The organism is Vibrio sp. 2CM40D (assembly GCF_023161825.1).
Taxonomy (GTDB): domain Bacteria; phylum Pseudomonadota; class Gammaproteobacteria; order Enterobacterales; family Vibrionaceae; genus Vibrio; species Vibrio alginolyticus.
Map to the genome: position 1 here is coordinate 206,492 of NZ_JALNTL010000003.1, position 18,458 is coordinate 224,949.

The 18,458-nt window shown below is 44.1% G+C and carries 14 protein-coding genes; 4 read left to right on the forward strand and 10 right to left on the reverse strand.

The window, feature by feature from the left end:
• Positions 1-190 precede the first annotated feature (190 nt).
• Complete coding sequence (locus MTF70_RS07565) at positions 191-1,039, forward strand: DNAase (RefSeq protein WP_169628775.1); 849 nt, start codon at positions 191-193, stop codon at positions 1,037-1,039.
• A 169-nt stretch (positions 1,040-1,208) separates the two neighbouring features.
• The gene (locus tag MTF70_RS07570) at positions 1,209-2,072 is read left to right on the forward strand and encodes a hypothetical protein (RefSeq protein WP_042523285.1); all 864 of its coding nucleotides are present in this window, start codon (positions 1,209-1,211) and stop codon (positions 2,070-2,072) included.
• A gap of 482 nt (positions 2,073-2,554) precedes the next feature.
• On the opposite strand, the gene MTF70_RS07575 is transcribed toward MTF70_RS07570, so the two are convergent.
• The 9 genes from MTF70_RS07575 to MTF70_RS07615 form a co-directional block, all read right to left on the reverse strand.
• Entirely contained in the window at positions 2,555-5,656 is a 3,102-nt protein-coding gene (locus MTF70_RS07575; RefSeq protein ID WP_149192153.1) for an efflux RND transporter permease subunit, read from the reverse strand.
• Positions 5,653-6,981 carry an acriflavin resistance protein gene (locus MTF70_RS07580; protein WP_042523281.1) on the reverse strand — a complete coding sequence of 443 codons (1,329 nt, stop codon included), beginning with the start codon at positions 6,979-6,981 and terminating at the stop codon, positions 5,653-5,655. Before MTF70_RS07580 ends, MTF70_RS07575 begins: the two co-directional genes overlap by 4 nt.
• Entirely contained in the window at positions 6,968-7,624 is a 657-nt protein-coding gene (locus MTF70_RS07585; protein ID WP_021707693.1) for a TetR/AcrR family transcriptional regulator, read from the reverse strand. The genes MTF70_RS07580 and MTF70_RS07585 overlap by 14 nt, the downstream gene beginning before the upstream one ends.
• A gap of 192 nt (positions 7,625-7,816) precedes the next feature.
• Entirely contained in the window at positions 7,817-8,476 is a 660-nt protein-coding gene (locus tag MTF70_RS07590) for an HAD family hydrolase (protein ID WP_005373864.1), read from the reverse strand.
• Between the two features lie 2 nt (positions 8,477-8,478).
• Positions 8,479-9,498 (reverse strand): ABC transporter ATP-binding protein, encoded by a 1,020-nt coding sequence (locus tag MTF70_RS07595; RefSeq protein ID WP_085569185.1) that lies wholly within the window; start codon positions 9,496-9,498, stop codon positions 8,479-8,481.
• Positions 9,495-10,283 carry an ABC transporter permease gene (locus MTF70_RS07600; protein WP_086047537.1) on the reverse strand — a complete coding sequence of 263 codons (789 nt, stop codon included), beginning with the start codon at positions 10,281-10,283 and terminating at the stop codon, positions 9,495-9,497. Before MTF70_RS07600 ends, MTF70_RS07595 begins: the two co-directional genes overlap by 4 nt.
• 2 nt (positions 10,284-10,285) lie before the next feature.
• On the reverse strand, positions 10,286-11,176 hold the full coding sequence (locus tag MTF70_RS07605; RefSeq protein WP_085569183.1) for an ABC transporter permease subunit: 891 nt from the start codon (positions 11,174-11,176) through the stop codon (positions 10,286-10,288).
• The gene (locus tag MTF70_RS07610; protein ID WP_005373854.1) at positions 11,173-11,997 is read right to left on the reverse strand and encodes an alkaline phosphatase family protein; all 825 of its coding nucleotides are present in this window, start codon (positions 11,995-11,997) and stop codon (positions 11,173-11,175) included. Before MTF70_RS07610 ends, MTF70_RS07605 begins: the two co-directional genes overlap by 4 nt.
• A gap of 12 nt (positions 11,998-12,009) precedes the next feature.
• Positions 12,010-13,077 (reverse strand): ABC transporter substrate-binding protein, encoded by a 1,068-nt coding sequence (locus MTF70_RS07615; protein WP_005373851.1) that lies wholly within the window; start codon positions 13,075-13,077, stop codon positions 12,010-12,012.
• Positions 13,078-13,287: 210 nt separating this feature from the next.
• Between MTF70_RS07615 and MTF70_RS07620 the strand changes: the two genes are divergently transcribed.
• Positions 13,288-14,016: a UTRA domain-containing protein gene (locus MTF70_RS07620; protein WP_085569182.1), complete on the forward strand. Its 729-nt coding sequence runs from the start codon at positions 13,288-13,290 to the stop codon at positions 14,014-14,016.
• Positions 14,017-14,078: 62 nt separating this feature from the next.
• On the opposite strand, the gene MTF70_RS07625 is transcribed toward MTF70_RS07620, so the two are convergent.
• Entirely contained in the window at positions 14,079-15,665 is a 1,587-nt protein-coding gene (locus MTF70_RS07625; protein ID WP_005373846.1) for a BCCT family transporter, read from the reverse strand.
• A 303-nt stretch (positions 15,666-15,968) separates the two neighbouring features.
• Here MTF70_RS07625 and MTF70_RS07630 point away from each other — a divergent pair, with 303 nt between their 5' ends.
• Positions 15,969-18,377, forward strand: a complete 2,409-nt coding sequence (locus MTF70_RS07630; RefSeq protein ID WP_205461096.1) for a glycoside hydrolase family 2 protein — start codon at positions 15,969-15,971, stop codon at positions 18,375-18,377.
• Positions 18,378-18,458 lie beyond the last annotated feature (81 nt).

Sequence of the window (18,458 nt, forward strand, 5' to 3'; positions counted from 1 at the left end):
AACTTTCAAAAGTGTAGATTTCAGTAAAGTGGAGGTGATGTTAGATATTTAAAATTTAGAAAAGATCCGATCTCCTTTTTGACCTTCATAATACCTTAGTATGTGGCTTACCTTTACTTGAATTAGAACTCATATTGCAGGCTCTCGTTTAAAGGTATTGATGCATATTTGAAGAATAAGAGATAGACATATGAGTTTTATTAAAATGTGTAAAGATGGTTTTAGAGGAAAGCCGGATTTCTCTAATTTATTACATAATGCGTTCCAGATAGATGACTTAGTGCTGTCATTTGAGTGTCCGAACAACATATATGAAGGACATGTATACCAGGATCTTGTTAATTTAGAACGGTTCGATGTTGAATCAAAAGTAGAGAGGCATGAAAGGTTTGTAAAGTTAGCTACGGTATATTTTTTGTTTCAGAAGAAAATATTAAACCCTTTGCTTCCTATTAACAAACAAGGTGGATTATATATTAGGTTACGGGTTAAATCTGCTGGAGAAGATATTAATAATATTAGTCAATTGTCTTCATTTTTAGAGAGAGAGTATTATGATTTTTATCATGCCCCGGAGCAAAGTGAAGGCTCTATGAGGGGGTATCATACAGACTTGATGAAAGAATTGACTAAGCGTGCGAATAAACAATGGGGAGAAATTCCAGAAAGTGAAGACCGAAAAAGAGAAAAAGAAGAATATTTAATTAGAGGTTTCTTAAGTGGTTATCCACCAATAAAGTGTGAGCTAGTTGAAGTTGGAAAAAACAAATACTCAAAATACTCAGAAGGTAATCTTAATTATAAGATTGAATTAAGAAGAGTATACAATGTACCCATAAAAAATGAATTCTACCTGAGCATCGAGTTTTGGTATAAGTACGAATCGATGTTTGCCAAGCAAAAGTTTTTAGATTGGGTGAGAAGTGCTGATGAAACTTTTGAAAAAAAAGTATTGGAATTACTGGACTTGTCTCCGCTCATCGACTCGTATACAGCCAAAGCAGTAAAGGGATTGAACGAAGAAACTAAGGCAGAGTAACACAGCGTCAGTGTCAAGAAAAGCTAGCAAAGTATGTAGCCATGAGAGAAAAATGAATCTAATTGGATGTCTATTTACCCTTGTGCTCATGGTGCATATAAAGCCAATGGATTTAGTATAGAGCTTACCACAAATATCAATAAATATTTAAATAACAAGAGATAGAAATATGGATTTTATCAAGATCTTTAAAGATGGTTTTAGAGGGAAACCAGATTTTGCACACTTGTTACATAATGTATTCCAGATAGATGACTTAGTACTATCATTTGAATGCCCGAACAATATATATGAAGGTCATGTATACCAAGATTTTATTGAATTACAACGGTTCAATATTGATTCAAAAGTAGAGCGACATGAAAAGTGTATAAAATTGGCCACGATTTATTTTTCTTTTCAAAAGAAAATAATCAATCCACTATTACCAATCAATAAACAAGGTGGTTTATATATTAGGTTAAGGATTAAGTCTGCAGATAAATGTATTACTAGTGCTAATCAACTATCTTCACTTATAGAGAAAGAGTACGTGGATTTTTATCATGCTGTAGAGTCACCTGACGGCTCTCGAAAAGGTGATCATACAGAGTTGATGAATGATGCCATTGCGTACGCAAATCATCGTTGGGGAACAGACCCGATAAACGAAGAAAAAAAGAGAGCGAAAGAAGAGTTCCTTGTAGGAGAGTTTCTTCGTGGTTATCCTCCAATCAAATGCCAAGATATCAAGATTGGTGAAAATACATTTTCAAAATATGTAGAAGGAAATTTGGAGTATAAAAAAGACTATCGAAGAGTGTACAATTTGCCTATCAAAAATGAGTTTTACTTTAGTATTGAATTTTTATATGAAATCGAACCTATGTTTGCTCAAAAAAAGTTTTTAGATTGGGTAAGACACGCGGATGAAATTTTTGAAAAAAACGTTTTAGAGTTGCTAGCACTGTCTCCGCTTATTGATTCGCATACTACCTCCAAATCCGAAAGGTTGGCAAAAAAAGTTGATCCAGAGCGTTCATACTTAACTTAAAGAAAAAAGCCCGCGAAGAATACCTTCACGGGCGAAAAAAGGGCACCAAATTGGGTGTCTATTCATTTTGGAGGTGGTCGAACGTCCATATAAAACTGACAATAGGCTTGGTGAGAGGCTTACCACCAGCGCGACCAACGAGGCTAAAGTTAACATTGTTGTAATGATTGTTAAAATGTTAATTCTTCAATCAATGTTTTCATTATCGTGAGTTTAAATTGTGAATGTGTTGCCTGCGTGTATTTTTACTCTGTGAAATGCCGTTTTTGACAATAAAACATATTATAAATCTTGTGTTGGTTATTTGATTTGGTTATATAAAACTCAACATACTTAATCCTTAACTGTTCATATTTACACTTAATGAGACACAATAACCCTCTGCTTGTTAAGTGATTGTGTGTTTTTTAACGCATTGGTATTGAACAAAAAGCGACCTAAGCCGCTCTTGTTCATTTTGATAAGTTTACTTATCAGTTGTTTTAGATTTCTTCGTGCTTATGGACTAGGCCGAAGTCAGCTAAAATGGCATACGCAGCAGGGATCATAAACAACACCAGCAGAGTGGATGCGAAAATACCAAACACGATGGAGATAACCAGTGGTTGGATAACCTGTGCTTGCAAACTGGTTTCAGTCAGTAACGGAAGCAAACCTGCTGCAGTGGTCATTGATGTCAGGAATACTGCTCTAAAGCGTTCCCGACTGGCTTTGACTACTGAGTCGTGCACATTATCCCCTTCATCGACATGATGGCGTATGTACTGAACTAACAGAATCGAGTCATTCACCACAATCCCCGCTAGTGAGACAAAGCCCATCATACTCGGCATACTTAATGAGTGACCGAGTAGGATGTGTCCCCATACCACGCCAATAAAGGCGAGTGGAATCGCAAGCATGACCACGAATGGTTCCAAATAACTGCGGAATTGGTAACTCAGAATCGCAAACACGCCAAACAAACCAAGCAAGAAGCCTTTACCCATTGATGCGCCAGTTTCAGCGGTATCTTTGGCTTCGCCTTCAAAATCAAAGCGAAGACCAGGATACTTTTGCATAAGCTTTGGCGCTTCATCTTGTTGGAACTGACGAATAATGGCGGTTGAGTTGGCTTTCGTATTGTCGATATCGCCGAATACACTCACTGTGCGCAAGCCATCAATGCGCTGGATTCTTACGTAATTACGTTGGAAATCCAAAGTCGCAATGGTCGCGAGTGGGATTTGACTGCCATCGGACAAGATAATTGGGAAGTTTGCCAATTGCTGTAAGTCACCAGCTTGTGCTTTATCGAGGCGAACTTCGATGGAAATGTTTTCTACCCCAACTTGGATTTCGTCTGCGGTTTGGCCAAAGAAAGCCGCACGTAACTGATTGGCGATGAGTTGGCCGTTAACCCCATAAGCTTCTGCCCCCGGACGCAGTTTAACCAAAACTTCTTCTTTACCCATACGCATGTCATCCAACACGCCATGGACACCGTCAAACTCATTCAAGTATTGCTGAATGTCGATAGAGGCCGCTTTGAGCGCATCCAGATCATCATGCTTCGCTCGAATTTCAATCGCTCGTCCACCCGGCCCCATGGTCGGTTGTTTAAATACCAGCGAGATAGGATCGGCAAGTTCACCGATGTCTTCGCGCCATGCATCGATAAATTCATCGATGAGTGTGTTACGACTCTCTGCACCCAGCAAATCCAGACGCACCGTGGCAATATGAGGGCCAGATTCATTCGCATCGGCGTTAGCGTTGAATTGACTGGTGATGTGTAGAACCAATGGATTGCCGTCTTCCACTTTCTCTGTCCATTCTTTATCTAGCTTTTGAGCGGAAGCGACGATCTTATCGACGACGGCTTCCGTTTGAGACAGAGAAGAACCCGGAGGAAGAATAATGCGCGCTTCTGCAATGTCGCCATCCAGTTCAGGGAAGGGTTGAAACTTGAGTAAACCACCTACTAACGTGGCTGCGGAGATAAGAAGCAAGGCAACCACACCACCCATAAAGGCATAGCGATACTCGACCACTTTATCCACTGCGTTGACCAAGGTGGTGTTGCGAAAGTTTTCAAAAGAAGCGAGCAGCTTTTGTTTGAACTTCGGTGTTTTTCGCTCTTGCTTTTGTTTGTGTAGTGAGTGAGAAAGGTGGTTAGGTAGAATCAAGAAGGCTTCCACCAAACTTAAACTCAGTACGAGGATCAGAACTTGAGGAACCGCTTTAAGTACCGCACCCATTTCACCTTGCAAAAATAACAAGCTACCGAAAATACACACCGTAGTTAAAAAGGAAGAGATCACCCCCGGCAGTACCTTTTTCACTCCTTTAGTTACGGCATCATCGATCTCTTCTCCTCGGTCTAGGTGAGCGGCAATCGATTCGGCAATAACGATGGCGTCATCCATCATGATACCGATGGCCATGAGTAACCCGACCAAAGACATGATGTTGATGGACAGGCCAAGTTGCGCCATCAAAAATAACCCACCTAAGAAGGCAACAGGTAAACCAGCTGCGACCCAAAAAGAGTAGCGAAAACTAAAGAACAACCACATGGTGGCGAAGACCAGAATGATACCTTGCCAACCGTTTTTGACCATCATGGTCAGGCGATCCCAAAGCACGGATGAAAGGTCATTGGTCATTTGTAGCATCACACCGTCTGGCGCGATGGCTTGTTGTTCTTCGACAAATTGAGCAACACGTTCTTTAATGCGCAGTGCATCGTCTTCTTTGTTTTTGCTGACTTTTAGTAGGGCAGAAGGGTGACCATCAAAGAGGACTTTCTGTTCGTCCAATTCAAATCGGTCGGTAATCGTCGCAATGTCTCTTAGACGGATGATTGACCCATTTGGACCAGAGCCCACGACGATAGTCTCAAGCTCTTCTGGCGTCACGCGTCGTTCGTCAAAGCGGATCAGAAAGTTCTTATCTGGCGTTTCGACATTACCACTTGGCAACTTGACGTTCTGACGACCAATCTGCTCAGCAATATCGCCAACACTTAAGCCAAGCTGTCGAATGGCTTGAGTGTCTAACTCTACTCGGTATTGGTGGTCAGAGAAGCCTGCAACTTCAACCAAAGACACATCATAATCGAGCTTTAATGTGCGTTTAAGTTGTTCTGCATAGGCTTTTAGCTCTGGCCATGTGGTGTCTGCAGTGATCGCGATATCCACAACTGGCTCATTCCAATCTAGCTCTTGGACCACAGGAGACTCAATTTCTTGTGGGAAGTCATTAATCGAGTTGATCTGGGTTTGAACATCAACCAGCATGCGGCCGATGTCGGCTTCTTCATTCAGTTTTAAGATAAGACGCGCAGAGCCTTCAATCGCTTCACATTGCGTTTCTTCAATGTTAGCAAGGCCATCAACAGCATCTTCCATTCGGACACAGATACTCTCTTCGACTTCTTGCGGGGAAGCTCCTGGGTAGACTACACCAGCTAGGATGTAGGGCGGATCAAACTCAGGAAAGGTTTCCCGCTTAATCGTGGAAAGTGAAGAGATACCCAATATAAGCAGCGTTAGCATCAGCAAGTTAGCTGCCGTTGGGTGCTTGGCGAAGAATCGGATCATGAATCAGACTCCTCAATAGCCGTTTCTGACTGTTCAGGTGACTCTTTCAATAGCATGCCGTTAATTGCGGGCAGCAAATCGTTGATGATCAGCTTCTGACCTTGCTCTAGTTCACCATCGATCACCACTTGGTTATTGCGGCGATATAACACTTCAACCGTCACGACTTGCAGACGATTGTCATCGCCCATCAGGTAAATCTTATCGCCATGAAGCGCACGCTCTGGGATGACCCAACTCGGGTTCTCTTGTCCCTCAATCAAGGCACGCACAAACATGCCGTTCACCAATGGAGGCGCAGACGTTGGGTTTAATGCACGGTAGTCTTGTTCAATTTCCAGAATCACACCGGCAGTCGCTTGGCTTGGATCAACCGTTTCACTGATGCGTGCAACTTTCGCAGGCCAGCTTGCAGAGAGGTTACCGCTGCTGAGTTCAATGTTGGCATGAATCGCATTCATATCAGGTTGTGGAATACCAGATTCATCACGAACAAACTCACCGATGCTCGCCGCCAAAGTTTGCATGTCATGAATGGACAGTTGAGCTTCCACTTCCATGACATCAATACCATGTCCTGTCACCATGGTTTGTTGGAGGTTAACCACTTGCTTTTTCTCAATTTCTACGTCAGCAATACGCAAATCGTAAGGAAGCGTGATGATGGTTTTATCAAGCGAGCGTTCGGCCTCATCCACTTTTGATGCATTAACTTTAACTAGGGCTTCCGCGACTCGTTTCTCATCCGGCATCAAACCAATTTGATTTTCAATATCCAGTACTAACTTACGTTGAGAGAGCGCGCTTTGCTCTTGCTGATCTACATCCGATTGCGAGGTTAAGCCTTTCTTACGTAGGTTTTGTTTACGGTCTAACTCTTTGTTGGCGATAACCAGACGGTTGGCTTCTATCTTGAGTGTGCTTTTGAGATTCGCTTCTTCTTGGTTCAGCTTAGCCAGAGAGGTTTGAGCAGATTTGAGATCGGCTTGAGCTTGAACCAGTTTCAGTTCGTAATCGAGTGGGTCGATTCGCAAGATTTCTGTCCCTGCTTGCAACACTTGTCCTTTTTCCAGCTGCGGATGGCGGTAGACCACTTTCCCCGTCACTTCGGCTATCGCTTTCCATTCCACTTTTGGGGCGATCTTGCCAAACCCTATGGCTACTGGAGCAATGGCTTTGAGCTCAAGTGGAATCGTCTCGACCAACCGTGCACGATCTCCAGCGGGTTTTACGGGCAAATCTGGTTTGAGGCTAATCGCCAAAAACAGAATGACGACCCCCACCGCAAGAGCAGGAAAGAACAGCAGCTTTTTATTTATCTTCATATTGGTCGCCCGAGTCTAAAAATCCATGTTTCATCAGTTGTATGTTGTGTTCGAATAATCGGTTCAAGAAGGCTTCAGAAAGTTCAATGCCATGAATGGCGAGCAGTGCTGGTGGTGCCATAAAAGGAAACACCATCAAGCTGATGTAAGAGACGCGACAAAGTTGAGGGTCGGCGTCTTTTCGTAAAACGCCACTGTCGATCAACTTATCAAAGATCACGCCTTGCATTGGCTTGCTGATATCTGCGAAGACTTTTTCGAGCAGTTTGCGTTGGGTTTCCGATGGGGGCATATTCATAACTTGGGCAACTAAGCGTGGGAACTGTGGTACCTTGATCATTTCGCGGTAGTAGGTGCGCATTAGATCGAGAAAGTTTTGCTCGTTACTGTTGGATACCAACGTCTGCATCTGCTTTTGCATCGGTGACAGTGTTTCGCGCAACATGGTCTCGAACAAGCCTTCTTTGTTGCCAAAGTAGTAACGAATCATCGCCACGTTCACGCCTGCTTTCTGCGCGACTAGGCGAGTAGAGACCTTGTCATAAGCCATAATGGTGAAGAGTTCGCGCGCGTGGAAAATCAGTTTTTCCCGTGCGTCGATATTATCTGTGGGTCTTCCCGCCCTTCGATGCGCTTCCGTCACAATCTTCTCTCAAAATATTAAACATTTGATTAATTATAAGACGCTGATTTCTCATGCGACATGTGAAAAATTAATCAGTATTTAATCAAGTGATTAATTTGTGATGAAGAGAAGTAAAAAAGAGCAGAAAGAACTGCTCTTTGAACAAATAGAAAAGTATTTACTTAGGAAGAACGGCCTTTTGAGGCTAGATCACCCCCAACTTAACACACTCCAATTCGGTCTGTTGGCGTGTTCTTTTAGTTGTGGGCATGGATTTACCAGATAAGCGTAGTTCGCGTATTCACAAAGCGGTAAATCGTTGATTGAATCGGTATAGAAATGGATTTCGGAATAAGGCTCAGGCTGATTTTCTAGCCACTGTTTTAATCGCGTGACTTTGCCTTCACGATAACTCGGAATACCGTCGATTTCAGCAGTATAACGGTTGTTTTTCTCGATTAAATCAATTCCGAGTGCGGTTGGAATATTAAGACGGCGACCAACGGCTTCCACCAAAAAAGTGACGCTGGCAGAGATGATAACCATATCTATACCATCACGAGACAGTTGCTCAATCAGGGTTTTGGCTTGAGGAAACTGTTTAGCCAGAATATGGCTTTCAACACATTCTTCAACCAAGGCGTTTACTTCTTCAATCGGCATGTTTTCTAGTGGCTTCATGGAGAACGCTAGGTAATCTTCCATGTCCATTTTGCCTTCAGAGTACAAGGCCATTAGACGCTGATCTTCCATAATAAATAAAGGATCAGTCGCGATGCCTCTATCAACCATAAACTCGTTCCAAATCATTGCGCAGTCAGCGTTTATTAGGGTTTCATCCATATCAAAAACATACAAAGGTTTGGACATGTTTAGGCTCTCACTGGTTGAATTTCGTTTAGGTTAAAGAGTAGCTCTAGTTGGCTGCCATTCGCTAGTAAGCGTTCTGAAGAGCGGTTAAGCAAGTCAACAGTGAGCTCACACTCTTCAACGTTCACTTGATAGCGAATAACATTACCTAGAAGCTGGTGGTTGGTGATCGTACCTACTTGTGGCGCTGAGATGTGGCTATCATATTGACGACCTTGCTCTTTTACATATATAGACTCTGGGCGAATCGCTACTTTCCATTCGGTATCAATGTTGAAGAGTTGCTTGGCTTTATTGGCCTCTACAAGGTTGTAGTGCCCCATGAAACCGGCCACAAACTCGTTAGCAGGATGAGTATAAATTTCTTCAGGTGTTCCTGCTTGAACAATTTCCCCTTTACTCATTAGGAAGATACGATCAGACATAATCATCGCCTCTTCTTGGTCATGAGTTACGAAGATAGTGGTGAGATTCATCTCTTTCTGAATGTCTCGGATTTGCTGACGAAGGTGTTTGCGTATTTTGGCATCAAGCGCAGAAAGTGGCTCATCAAGCAATAATATGCGAGGTTTCACCACCAACGCTCGAGCGAGTGCGACACGCTGGCGCTGACCGCCAGAAAGTTGATGCGGATAGTGTTTTTCTTTACCTGCCAGATCCACCAGCTTGATGACTTTAGCCACTTCACGTCGAATATCATCATTCGCAAGCTTTTTCATTTTTAAGCCAAATGCAATGTTGCCTTCGACGGTCATATTGGGAAACAGCGCATACGATTGAAAGACCATCCCAATACCACGCTCTTGCGGGACTTGATGCGTGATATCTTCTCCGTTTACCCAAATCTCGCCTCCATCGACAGGGTTAAGCCCAGCAAGGCTGCGAAGTAGTGTCGATTTACCACAACCGCTAGGGCCCAAAAGCGTAATGAATTCACCTTGCTCGATGTTAAAGTGAATGTCCTCAAATACGGTGTTATCACCAAAACATTTAGTCAGATTTTTCGCTGTTACGTAGCTCATTGTTTGACTCCTCGGCTGAAACGACTTGCCAACCAAGTCAGTAAAAAAATAAATAGGAAGTAGGTCATCACTAAGGCAGACGTAAAGTGGCCGCTCGTCTGACGCATGTTATACAAGTAGATTTGCAGGGTTTCATAACGTGTGCCGACTAAAATATTGGCGAACACAAACTCTCCCAATAGAAATGAAAATGAAAGGAAAAGCGATGCCATCAGTCCTTTTTTGAGGTTAGGTAAAATGACCATCAAAAACGCTTTGGTTGTGCTTGCTCCTAGCAAGTGTGCAGCGTCCATTAAATCGTTAAGGTTAATTGCTTCGAAGCTATTAGAAATCGCACGATACATGAACGGTAACGCGATGGTGAAGTAAGTACCTACTAGAATCCAAGGAGTACCGATAAGGGAGATTTCACTGTCAGCATAAAGTTGAAGCAAGCCGACGGAGGACACCACTGGTGGTACAGCGAATGGTAGCAAAACCAATACGTTCATGAGCTTATCGAGCTTCGGAAAGTAGTAAAACACCACGAATATCGCTGGCAGAACTAGAATCACACTGAGGGTTAGCGAAGCAATACAAATAAACAGCGAACGCCCAAATGCTTGCAAAAAGCGTGGGTCGGTCAGCAATTTAACGTACCAATCAAAAGTGAAACCATCTGGAAGCACCGTGGCGCCCCAGCGTGATGAAAGCGAATAGACAAAGGTCGCTAAAATCGGGATGAGCATGATCCCAACAATGGAATAAACCACCGTTTTATGGAATCGAGTATTAACGTTGTTCATGACTACTTCCTACCTGCATAGCTTTTCGAAATGAGCCATTGGTTAATCACTGTGATAAAGGCAAGTAACGCCATTAGAATCACCGAAATTGCAGCGGCGAGATTAGGTTCAAGGAACAGGTCTCCCGATACCAGACTCGCAATTCGAATTGTGATGACGTTATAGTTACCGGAGGTCAGCGCATAAACACTCGCATAAGCGCCAATTGCGTTGGCTATTAAGATAATAAAGGTACCGAATAAGGCTGGTGAGAGCACTGGCAGAGCGATTTTCGCCCAATACTGTGATGTTTTGGCTCCCAGTAGCGCAGCAGCTGCTTGCCAATCATCACTCAACGCGTCGAACGCAGGGTAGAGCAACAACACCGCCAGCGGGATTTGGAAGTAGATGTAAATGGCCAGCAGGCCCCATTTACCATAAAGGTCGAAATCACCGAGTAAGCCATACTGCTTGAGCAAAAGGGTAATCGCCCCATTGGTGCCCAAAATAATAATAAAAGCGAATGACAGAGGTACGCCTGCAAAGTTGCTGCTCATGTTCGTAAACGCAATCACACCGTCGCGGACTTTAGAATCGACTCTGCGTAGAGAAGAGACCAACAGAGTCGCAATGGCTAAGCCAAAAATGCTCGACCACACAGCTATCCACAAGCTGTTGCCAAACGCCTGCATCATAAAGGTGGAGTCGAGCACTTCAATGTAGTTATCGAAGGCAAACTCGCCATCGTAGATAAAGCTGTTTAACAGTACCCAAATCATCGGTGCGAGTTGAAATAGATAGAAAAACAGTGCGAAAGGCACCAACCAAATGGCTGGCTTAAAGCGCTTTAACCAAGTACTTGCCAAATTTGAGCGTGATTCGCTGGAGCTTGGGGAGAGGACTGAACTGCTCATAGTGCTAACAATTCCTGAGTGTATGGCTTCGTGTGGTCAAGGTTTAGCAATTGACAAACGGTGCCACAAATATCAGTTTGCTTAATATGACAATCTTGATGGGTAAACTTATCACCAATCACAAACAGGGGAACTTCTCGCTCTTCAGGTAAAATCCCACCGTGAGAAAGATCGTTGTTCATGCCATGATCGCTAGTCACAATGATTTGATACCCATCAGCAAGCCATTGATCGATGTAGTTGGAAAGAATAATGTCTGCACCTCGCGCACAATTGCGGTATTGGCGAGAGTCTAGGCCAAACTTATGTCCTGTATCGTCGATATTCATCGGATGGATCAGTAAGAAATCAGGTTGATAGTTGCGGCGTAAATACTCTGCGTCCAGGAACAAGGCTTCATCAGGATAATGATCCCAATGGTAAAAGCAGCCGTGCTGGATATTCAGGGTTTCATCATGCGTGAAACGATCGCGAACAGGTTCAAATGGCGCGCGATTATAAAGCTCACTTACCCAGTGGTAGGCAGCCGCAGCGGTCACTTTTCCTTGGGCTTTTGCCAAACTGAAAATGGAATCGTGTTTGGATAGACGAACGATATTGTTGTTTACGATGCCGCTTTCTACAGGGCGAACGCCCGTTAAAATGCACTCATAAAGTGGGCGAGACATAGAGGGCAGCTCACACTGCACAGGATAAAGCGTTGCGCGAGTTTCTTGTTGGGAACGACTTTGTTCTAGAAGACCATTGAGGTAGCCCATGCAATCACGGGCTACCTGATAGTTCAGTCCATCTAGAACAACAAGGATGACCTTATTGCTCATAACGACTTACTCTTATTGCTGGTGGATTAAGACACTTTCTTGCCATTGACGTGGCAGCTTACGTGCGGACTTTTCCCAAGCTGAGAAGTCAGTCACTGGGTGAACATTGCTGTATTGGTCATTAGCAATTAGCTTGTCTTGCACTGCTTGAGGCAGTGTGATGTTGGTGCGGATTGGACGCGCATAACCTTCTGCTAAGTTGATTTGCCCTTGATCGCTGAAGATGTATTCACGAGCAAGCTTTGCTGCATTAGGGTTCTTCGCGTATTTATTGATTATGGTTGTATAACCAGAAATCACAGAGCCATCTTGAGGAATGCTCACTGTAAAGCGGTCGCGGTCAATTTTGTCGCGGTAGTTCAATGCATTGAAGTCCCACATGATCGCCACTTCAACTTCGCCTTTTTCTAGGTTGGCGATGTTCGGATCGGTAAATGAAAGACGACCTTGCTTCGCGAGTTCAGAAAAGAATTTGAGCGCAGGCTTGAGGTTGGATTCGTCCCCACCGTTGGCGAACGCTGCGGCGAGAACCGCGTTGTTTGCCTGTGCTGCTACGCCTACGTCACCTACGGTCACTTTGTAGTCGCCTTTTAATAGGTCATCCCACGTTTTTGGCGCGTCTTTTACGAGGTTATTGTTGGAGATAAAAGAAATAGTGCCAGTGTAGGCAAGTGCCCAATGACCATCTTCGTCTTTTGCCCAATCTGGGATGTCATTCCAAGTTGTTGGTTTATATGGCTGAGTGACGCCTTTTTTTACCGCTACACGTGCAAAGGCAAAGCCTACGTCACCAATGTCTGCGGTCGCGTTTTTCTTCTCAGCTTCGAATTTTGCGATTTCTTGAGCCGAGCTCATATCCGTGTCTTGGTGCTTAAGGTTGTAATTTGACTTTAAATCAGCCCAAGTGTCTTTCCAGTTTGCCCAACTGTCAGGCATACCCACACTGTAAACCGCCCCTTCTTTTTGTGCTGCTGCTACCAAAGATTCAATATCGGCTTCTTTCGCTACTGTTGGCGTAGCGAGCGTTACCGCAATGATTGCCGCTGGTGCGGTAATTGAACGACTTAGCAAAGTTTTCATTGTCTCCATCCTTCTGGACTAGGTCAGTAAGTTCGCTTTGTATGCTATGGATGGAATGTGACGATTTAGCGCAAGTAATTTGACAGTTTTGCTGATTTTATATGGCACTTATATTTCATACGTTCAGTATGTGTTCTGTTGATTAATGTCATATTTTTGTTACGTAAACGCCTTATGTTATTCGTCAAATTATCGTTGGACTAGATCAGAATGAGAGCGACAGGCACCGGACAATTTGGTACCCAATTAGGAAAAATTAGAAGCAGCTTAAAACAGCAGATTCTTTCCGGCATCATGTCGGAAGGACAAAAACTGCCGTCAGAGAGAGAGCTCAGTGAGCTGTTTTCTACGACTCGAATCACTATCAAAGATGCGTTGGTGTCTTTAGAAACTGAAGGTCTTATTTATCGAGAAGAGCGCCGGGGTTGGTATGTATCTCCTGAGCGTATCTGTTACAACCCGTTGTCTCGTTCTCACTTCCATCAGATGATTCGAGAGCAGCATCGTATTGCAGAAACTAAGCTACTCAACGTGCGAAGTGAAATGGCCGCAGGTGAGTATGCCAAATCGTTAGAGGTTGAGCGAATTACCCCAATTTATGTGATTGAACGGTTACGTTTTATTGATGGGCGAGCGGTATTGTTTGTTGAGAACGTGCTCAAAGCGGCACTGTTTGAGGGTATATTGTCTGAGAACCTCACTATGTCCCTGACGGGCATTTATCGTGAGAAGTATGGTTACGAGACAAAGCGCTCTCGTTTTGATGTGATTCCAACGTCAGCTCCTGCTCATGTCGCTAAGGCGTTGAACCTAGCTGAAGGACAACCCGTTCTGAAAATTCGGCGGGTAAACTACAAACAAGATGGCAAATTAATGGACTGCGAATTCGAGTATTGGCGTCCAGACGCAGTGATGATTCGCATTGATAGCGTAGGATAAAGCGCAGAATTAAAAAGAGCCCAATGAAGGGCTCTTTTTCGCATATTGGTTAGAGAGGCGGTTTAAACGAGGCCTTGCTCTTTCGCCATTCTGCTTGCAATGCCGGGTGCTTTCCAAATGCTTGGCAGCAAAATGAAAGACACAGGTACGGCAGTAATTACAATGAAAGACTGCAATGCAGAAATACCACCAGAGCCCATTGAGATAAGCGCAATAGCGACAATACCCATAATCAGCCCCCAGAACGAGCGAATCACTGCGTTTGGTTCTGTTGAGCCCGTCATCACTACACTGATTGTGTAAGTCATCGAGTCACCCGTCGTCACGATAAATGTTGTCGTTAAGATCAGGAACAGAACCGAAATGATCATTGGGTAAGGTAATTCACCAGTAATCGCTAGCAGTGCTGCAGGCAAGTTAAAGCCTTCAAACGCAGATGAAATCAAACCAGGGTTATCAAGTTCAAACGCAAGGCCACTGCCACCAACGATACTAAACCAGAAGCAAGTAATCAGCGGTGCCGCGATGCTAATAGACATGATTAATTGGCGAATTGTACGACCACGAGAGATACGAGCAATAAAGATCGCCATCATTGGGCCATAACCGATAAACCAACCCCAGAAGAATACTGTCCACCAACTTAGCCAGCCTGTATCACCACGGTAAAGTGCCATAGGGAAGAAGTTATCCACCATACGACCAACGCCTTGCACGTAGCCATCAACGATAAAGCTTGTCGGCCCGAAGAACAGGATGTAACCAATTAATAGTACAGACAAAATGATGTTGTAACGACTGACGATTTGAATACCCTTGCTCAAACCGCTCAGTGCGGAAAGGGTATACATCAGGATCGCCGCCATAATAACCATACTTTGCGTTACGAACGTATCTGGCAGGCCAAACAATGAGTTTAGCGCGTAGCTAATTTGTAAACCTAAGAAGCCGATAGGACCGATGGTTCCTGCTGCTACTGCAATGATGCTACATGCGTCAGCAACATCACCAATCCAGCCTTTAATGGCTTTATCACCAAACACAGGGTAAAGCAGAGTACGCGGCTTAAGAGGCAGGCCTTTATCGTAATGCAAGTGCATTAAGACAATGGAAGATAGACCACCAAGGATCGCCCAAGCTAAGAAGCCCCAGTGCATAAAAGACTGAGATAGGGCATTGATTGCGGCAGTTTTCGGTGAGGCTTCCCCGTATAGAGGCGGAGCAGTCACAAAGTGCGCGATAGGCTCAGCTGCGGCCCAGAACACACCACCACCTGCAAGTAGAGTACAGAGTACGATTGACAACCACTTAAAGTTATCAATATCAGGTTTCGCTAGACCACCTAGGCGCACATAACCAGTGCGACCAAACGCAAGAGCCAAACCAATTAGGAAATTCAGAAGAAGCAGTACTTGCCAGTAAGCTCCGAAATATTTAGTAGCAAAGCCGAAGCCGGTGTTAACCATTGCGGTTAGAGAGTCGGTATTCGTTAGAGCAAGTAAAACGAATAGAGTGAGGAAGCTACCACTTAACCAAAAGACAGGATTGGTGAGTTCGAGGCGCTTGAGTAAAGATGGGGGATGAATAGCAGAATAGTCAGCATCCTGAATAGGCGCTGTGTGGGAGGCGGCATTCGTCATATTTGACATAATTACTTCGCTTTTTAGGGCTATGAAGCCGTGCATTTCCCCTCACATCGTTTCAACGAAAAGTGTGAGGATGTTCAAAAAGCCGATGATGTTAACATGTCGAAGTTGCAAATATAACCTTAGATTTCGATTAATTTTTAACAGGTTAGCCAAGTTGCTGATTTTTGGGTAGAGATCAAAAGAAAGAGTTTTTACGTGAAATGCACCGCATTTCGTATGTAATTAACATTTCCCTTGTTTTCGCATGGGTTTATCAGGATTACATTGAGAAAACATGTTTTTCCCAAGCTAAGGTTTAACTCGATGGCTCACTTCGAACTTAACGGGCAGTGGATGCTTACCTCGCCACAGCGCCCCAATCTTGAAATTCCAATGTTTATTCCGAGCGATAATGTGTCGGCGCTTTTACAAGCAGAGCAGATTCCAGATCCTTATTTTGCCGATAATGAAAACAAAGTTCGATGGATTGAAGAGTGTGAGTGGCATATCTCACGTGAGTTTGACGTCGACGCGTTTACGTTGTCTGCCAAGCAAATTTGGATGACGCTAACTCGTGTCGATACATTGGCAACCTTCTATGTTAATGGTGAGCTAGCACTAACTTGCAGCAACATGTTTACCCAGCAACGTGTGGATATTAAACCGCATTTAAAGCAAGGTACTAACACGATTCGGGTTGAGTTTGCTCGGGCGGATTTAGAAGGTATCGCAAGAGCAAAAAAACTGCCATTTCCTATTCCATCGGCAATGGGCAACAACCAAATTCCACACATGAACTTGATCCGCAAAACACAATGCCATTCCGGATGGGACTGGGGCATTTGCTTGATGGTATCGGGTATTTACGACCCCATTCAAATCGACATTGTGAATGAGCTTTGGCTCAAAGGCTTCTCGACAGAGCAGCAATGGCAAGCCGATGGGAGTGTGTTTCTTGATGTAGTAGTTGAAGTGGAAACGGACAGTCAACGCCATGAAATGATGGTTGAATTTAATGGTGAGCGTCAATGTATTCAAACAAAAGGAAGTGGTCACTATCATTGCCAGTTCCACATTTTGGAGCCTCAACGCTGGTGGCCATCGGGTTATGGCGAAGCGTATCTCTATCCCATTACCATTTCTTGCAGAGAGCAAAAGTTAACGCACAACATTGGTTTGCGTCAGTTAACCCTAAATAACCAAGCTGATGAGCACGGCTCTGCAATGGAATTTATCGTCAATGGCGTACCGATTAATGCTAAAGGTGCCAACTGGATCCCTATTGACGCAATGCCGGGGCGAGAGTACGAAACACGTTATCGCAACCTTTTGCAAAGTGCGGTTGACGCCAACATGAACATGATTCGCGTATGGGGCGGTGGTCAGTACGAGAGTGAAACCTTTTATAACCTTTGTGATGAACTTGGCTTGTTGGTGTGGCAAGACATGATGTTCGCCTGCTCGTTGTACCCATCAAACGACGAGTTTTTAAAAGACGTAGAAGAAGAACTTAGATTCCAAATCCCGAGGCTTAAGAAGCACCCATCAATCGCACTTTGGTGTGGTGACAATGAAGTGATTGGAGCTATTGGTTGGTATGACGAATCTAAGCGCAGCAAAGTCAAATACACGGTTAACTACGATCGCCTCAACCGCATGATTGAGAAGGAGATTACCGAGCAAGATAGCACTCGCCGTTTCTGGCCAAGTTCCCCATGTAATGGTGAACTGGATTTCGGTGATGCGTGGCATGATGATAGTAAAGGCGATATGCACTTTTGGGACGTTTGGCATTCAGGAAAATCATTCAGTGCCTACCTTGACGTGAATCCTCGTTTTTGCTCTGAGTTTGGTTTTCAATCTTGGCCATCTTTTGCTGAAGTTAAGCGGTTTGTCCCTGAGCAAGACTGGAATATTACATCCCCAACTTTCGAACAACATCAGAAGAACCCTCGAGGTAATAGTATTATCACAGAGATGTTCACGCGCTATTTTCGTTTTCCCTCTGGATTTGAGAGTATGCTGTATTTAAGTCAAGTTCAGCAGGCAATCGCGATCAAAACTGCATGCGATCATTGGCGTGCCATTTCTCCAGTTTGTCGCGGCATGCTGTACTGGCAACTCAACGACAATTGGCCTGTCAGTTCTTGGTCTAGTTTGGAATACAGTGGTAGATGGAAGCAGTTGCACTACCATGCAAAACGCTTTTTTGCGCCACAGTATTTGGTATTTTCCGAGCATACAGGCGAGTTGAGCCTACATTTGCTCAATGATGCAAAAGAGCCCGCAAGCGTCAACGCACTGCTTAAGTGGGTAGATTGGCAAGGGGAAGAAAAGCAATGTCGGAGCTTAGAACAAACAGTCATAGCAGACAGCAATACGATTTTGTGGCAGTTGGATGAATTGATCGAGAAGGATGAACTTACGTCAGGCTTCTTCTATGTTGAAGCGCAAATCGGTGAAGACAGAATAAGCAACACATGGTTTAGTACTCACGAGCTAAAAACCTTGCCGATAGCGAAAGCCAATATAGATGTCTCTATTGAAGGGAGGCGAATTACATTGATTGCGGATAAGCCTGCGTTTTTTGTTCATTTGGAGAGTGATGCTGATGGAAGATTCAGTGACTCCAGTTTTACGCTGTTGGTCAACGTTCCAATGACGGTTGAGTATTTAGGTGATGATGTTTCAGGTATGCAGCAGTCGTTGAGGGTATGCCACCTTAATGATTAAAGCGGGCATAGAACACCTACATGCTGATAACTAAAAAGGGAGCGTTTGCTCCCTTTTTAGTTACCAAGTATCCGTTATTAA

Coding starts and splice junctions, on each gene's coding strand:
- MTF70_RS07570 (WP_042523285.1), top strand. CDS start 1,209: ATGGATTTTATCAAGATCTTTAAAGATGGTTTTAGAGGGAAACCAGAT.
- MTF70_RS07590 (WP_005373864.1), bottom strand. CDS start 8,476: ATGTCCAAACCTTTGTATGTTTTTGATATGGATGAAACCCTAATAAAC.
- MTF70_RS07565 (WP_169628775.1), top strand. CDS start 191: ATGAGTTTTATTAAAATGTGTAAAGATGGTTTTAGAGGAAAGCCGGAT.
- MTF70_RS07595 (WP_085569185.1), bottom strand. CDS start 9,498: ATGAGCTACGTAACAGCGAAAAATCTGACTAAATGTTTTGGTGATAAC.
- MTF70_RS07605 (WP_085569183.1), bottom strand. CDS start 11,176: ATGAGCAGTTCAGTCCTCTCCCCAAGCTCCAGCGAATCACGCTCAAAT.
- MTF70_RS07610 (WP_005373854.1), bottom strand. CDS start 11,997: ATGAGCAATAAGGTCATCCTTGTTGTTCTAGATGGACTGAACTATCAG.
- MTF70_RS07630 (WP_205461096.1), top strand. CDS start 15,969: ATGGCTCACTTCGAACTTAACGGGCAGTGGATGCTTACCTCGCCACAG.
- MTF70_RS07580 (WP_042523281.1), bottom strand. CDS start 6,981: ATGAAGATAAATAAAAAGCTGCTGTTCTTTCCTGCTCTTGCGGTGGGG.
- MTF70_RS07600 (WP_086047537.1), bottom strand. CDS start 10,283: ATGAACAACGTTAATACTCGATTCCATAAAACGGTGGTTTATTCCATT.
- MTF70_RS07575 (WP_149192153.1), bottom strand. CDS start 5,656: ATGATCCGATTCTTCGCCAAGCACCCAACGGCAGCTAACTTGCTGATG.
- MTF70_RS07620 (WP_085569182.1), top strand. CDS start 13,288: ATGAGAGCGACAGGCACCGGACAATTTGGTACCCAATTAGGAAAAATT.
- MTF70_RS07625 (WP_005373846.1), bottom strand. CDS start 15,665: ATGTCAAATATGACGAATGCCGCCTCCCACACAGCGCCTATTCAGGAT.
- MTF70_RS07615 (WP_005373851.1), bottom strand. CDS start 13,077: ATGAAAACTTTGCTAAGTCGTTCAATTACCGCACCAGCGGCAATCATT.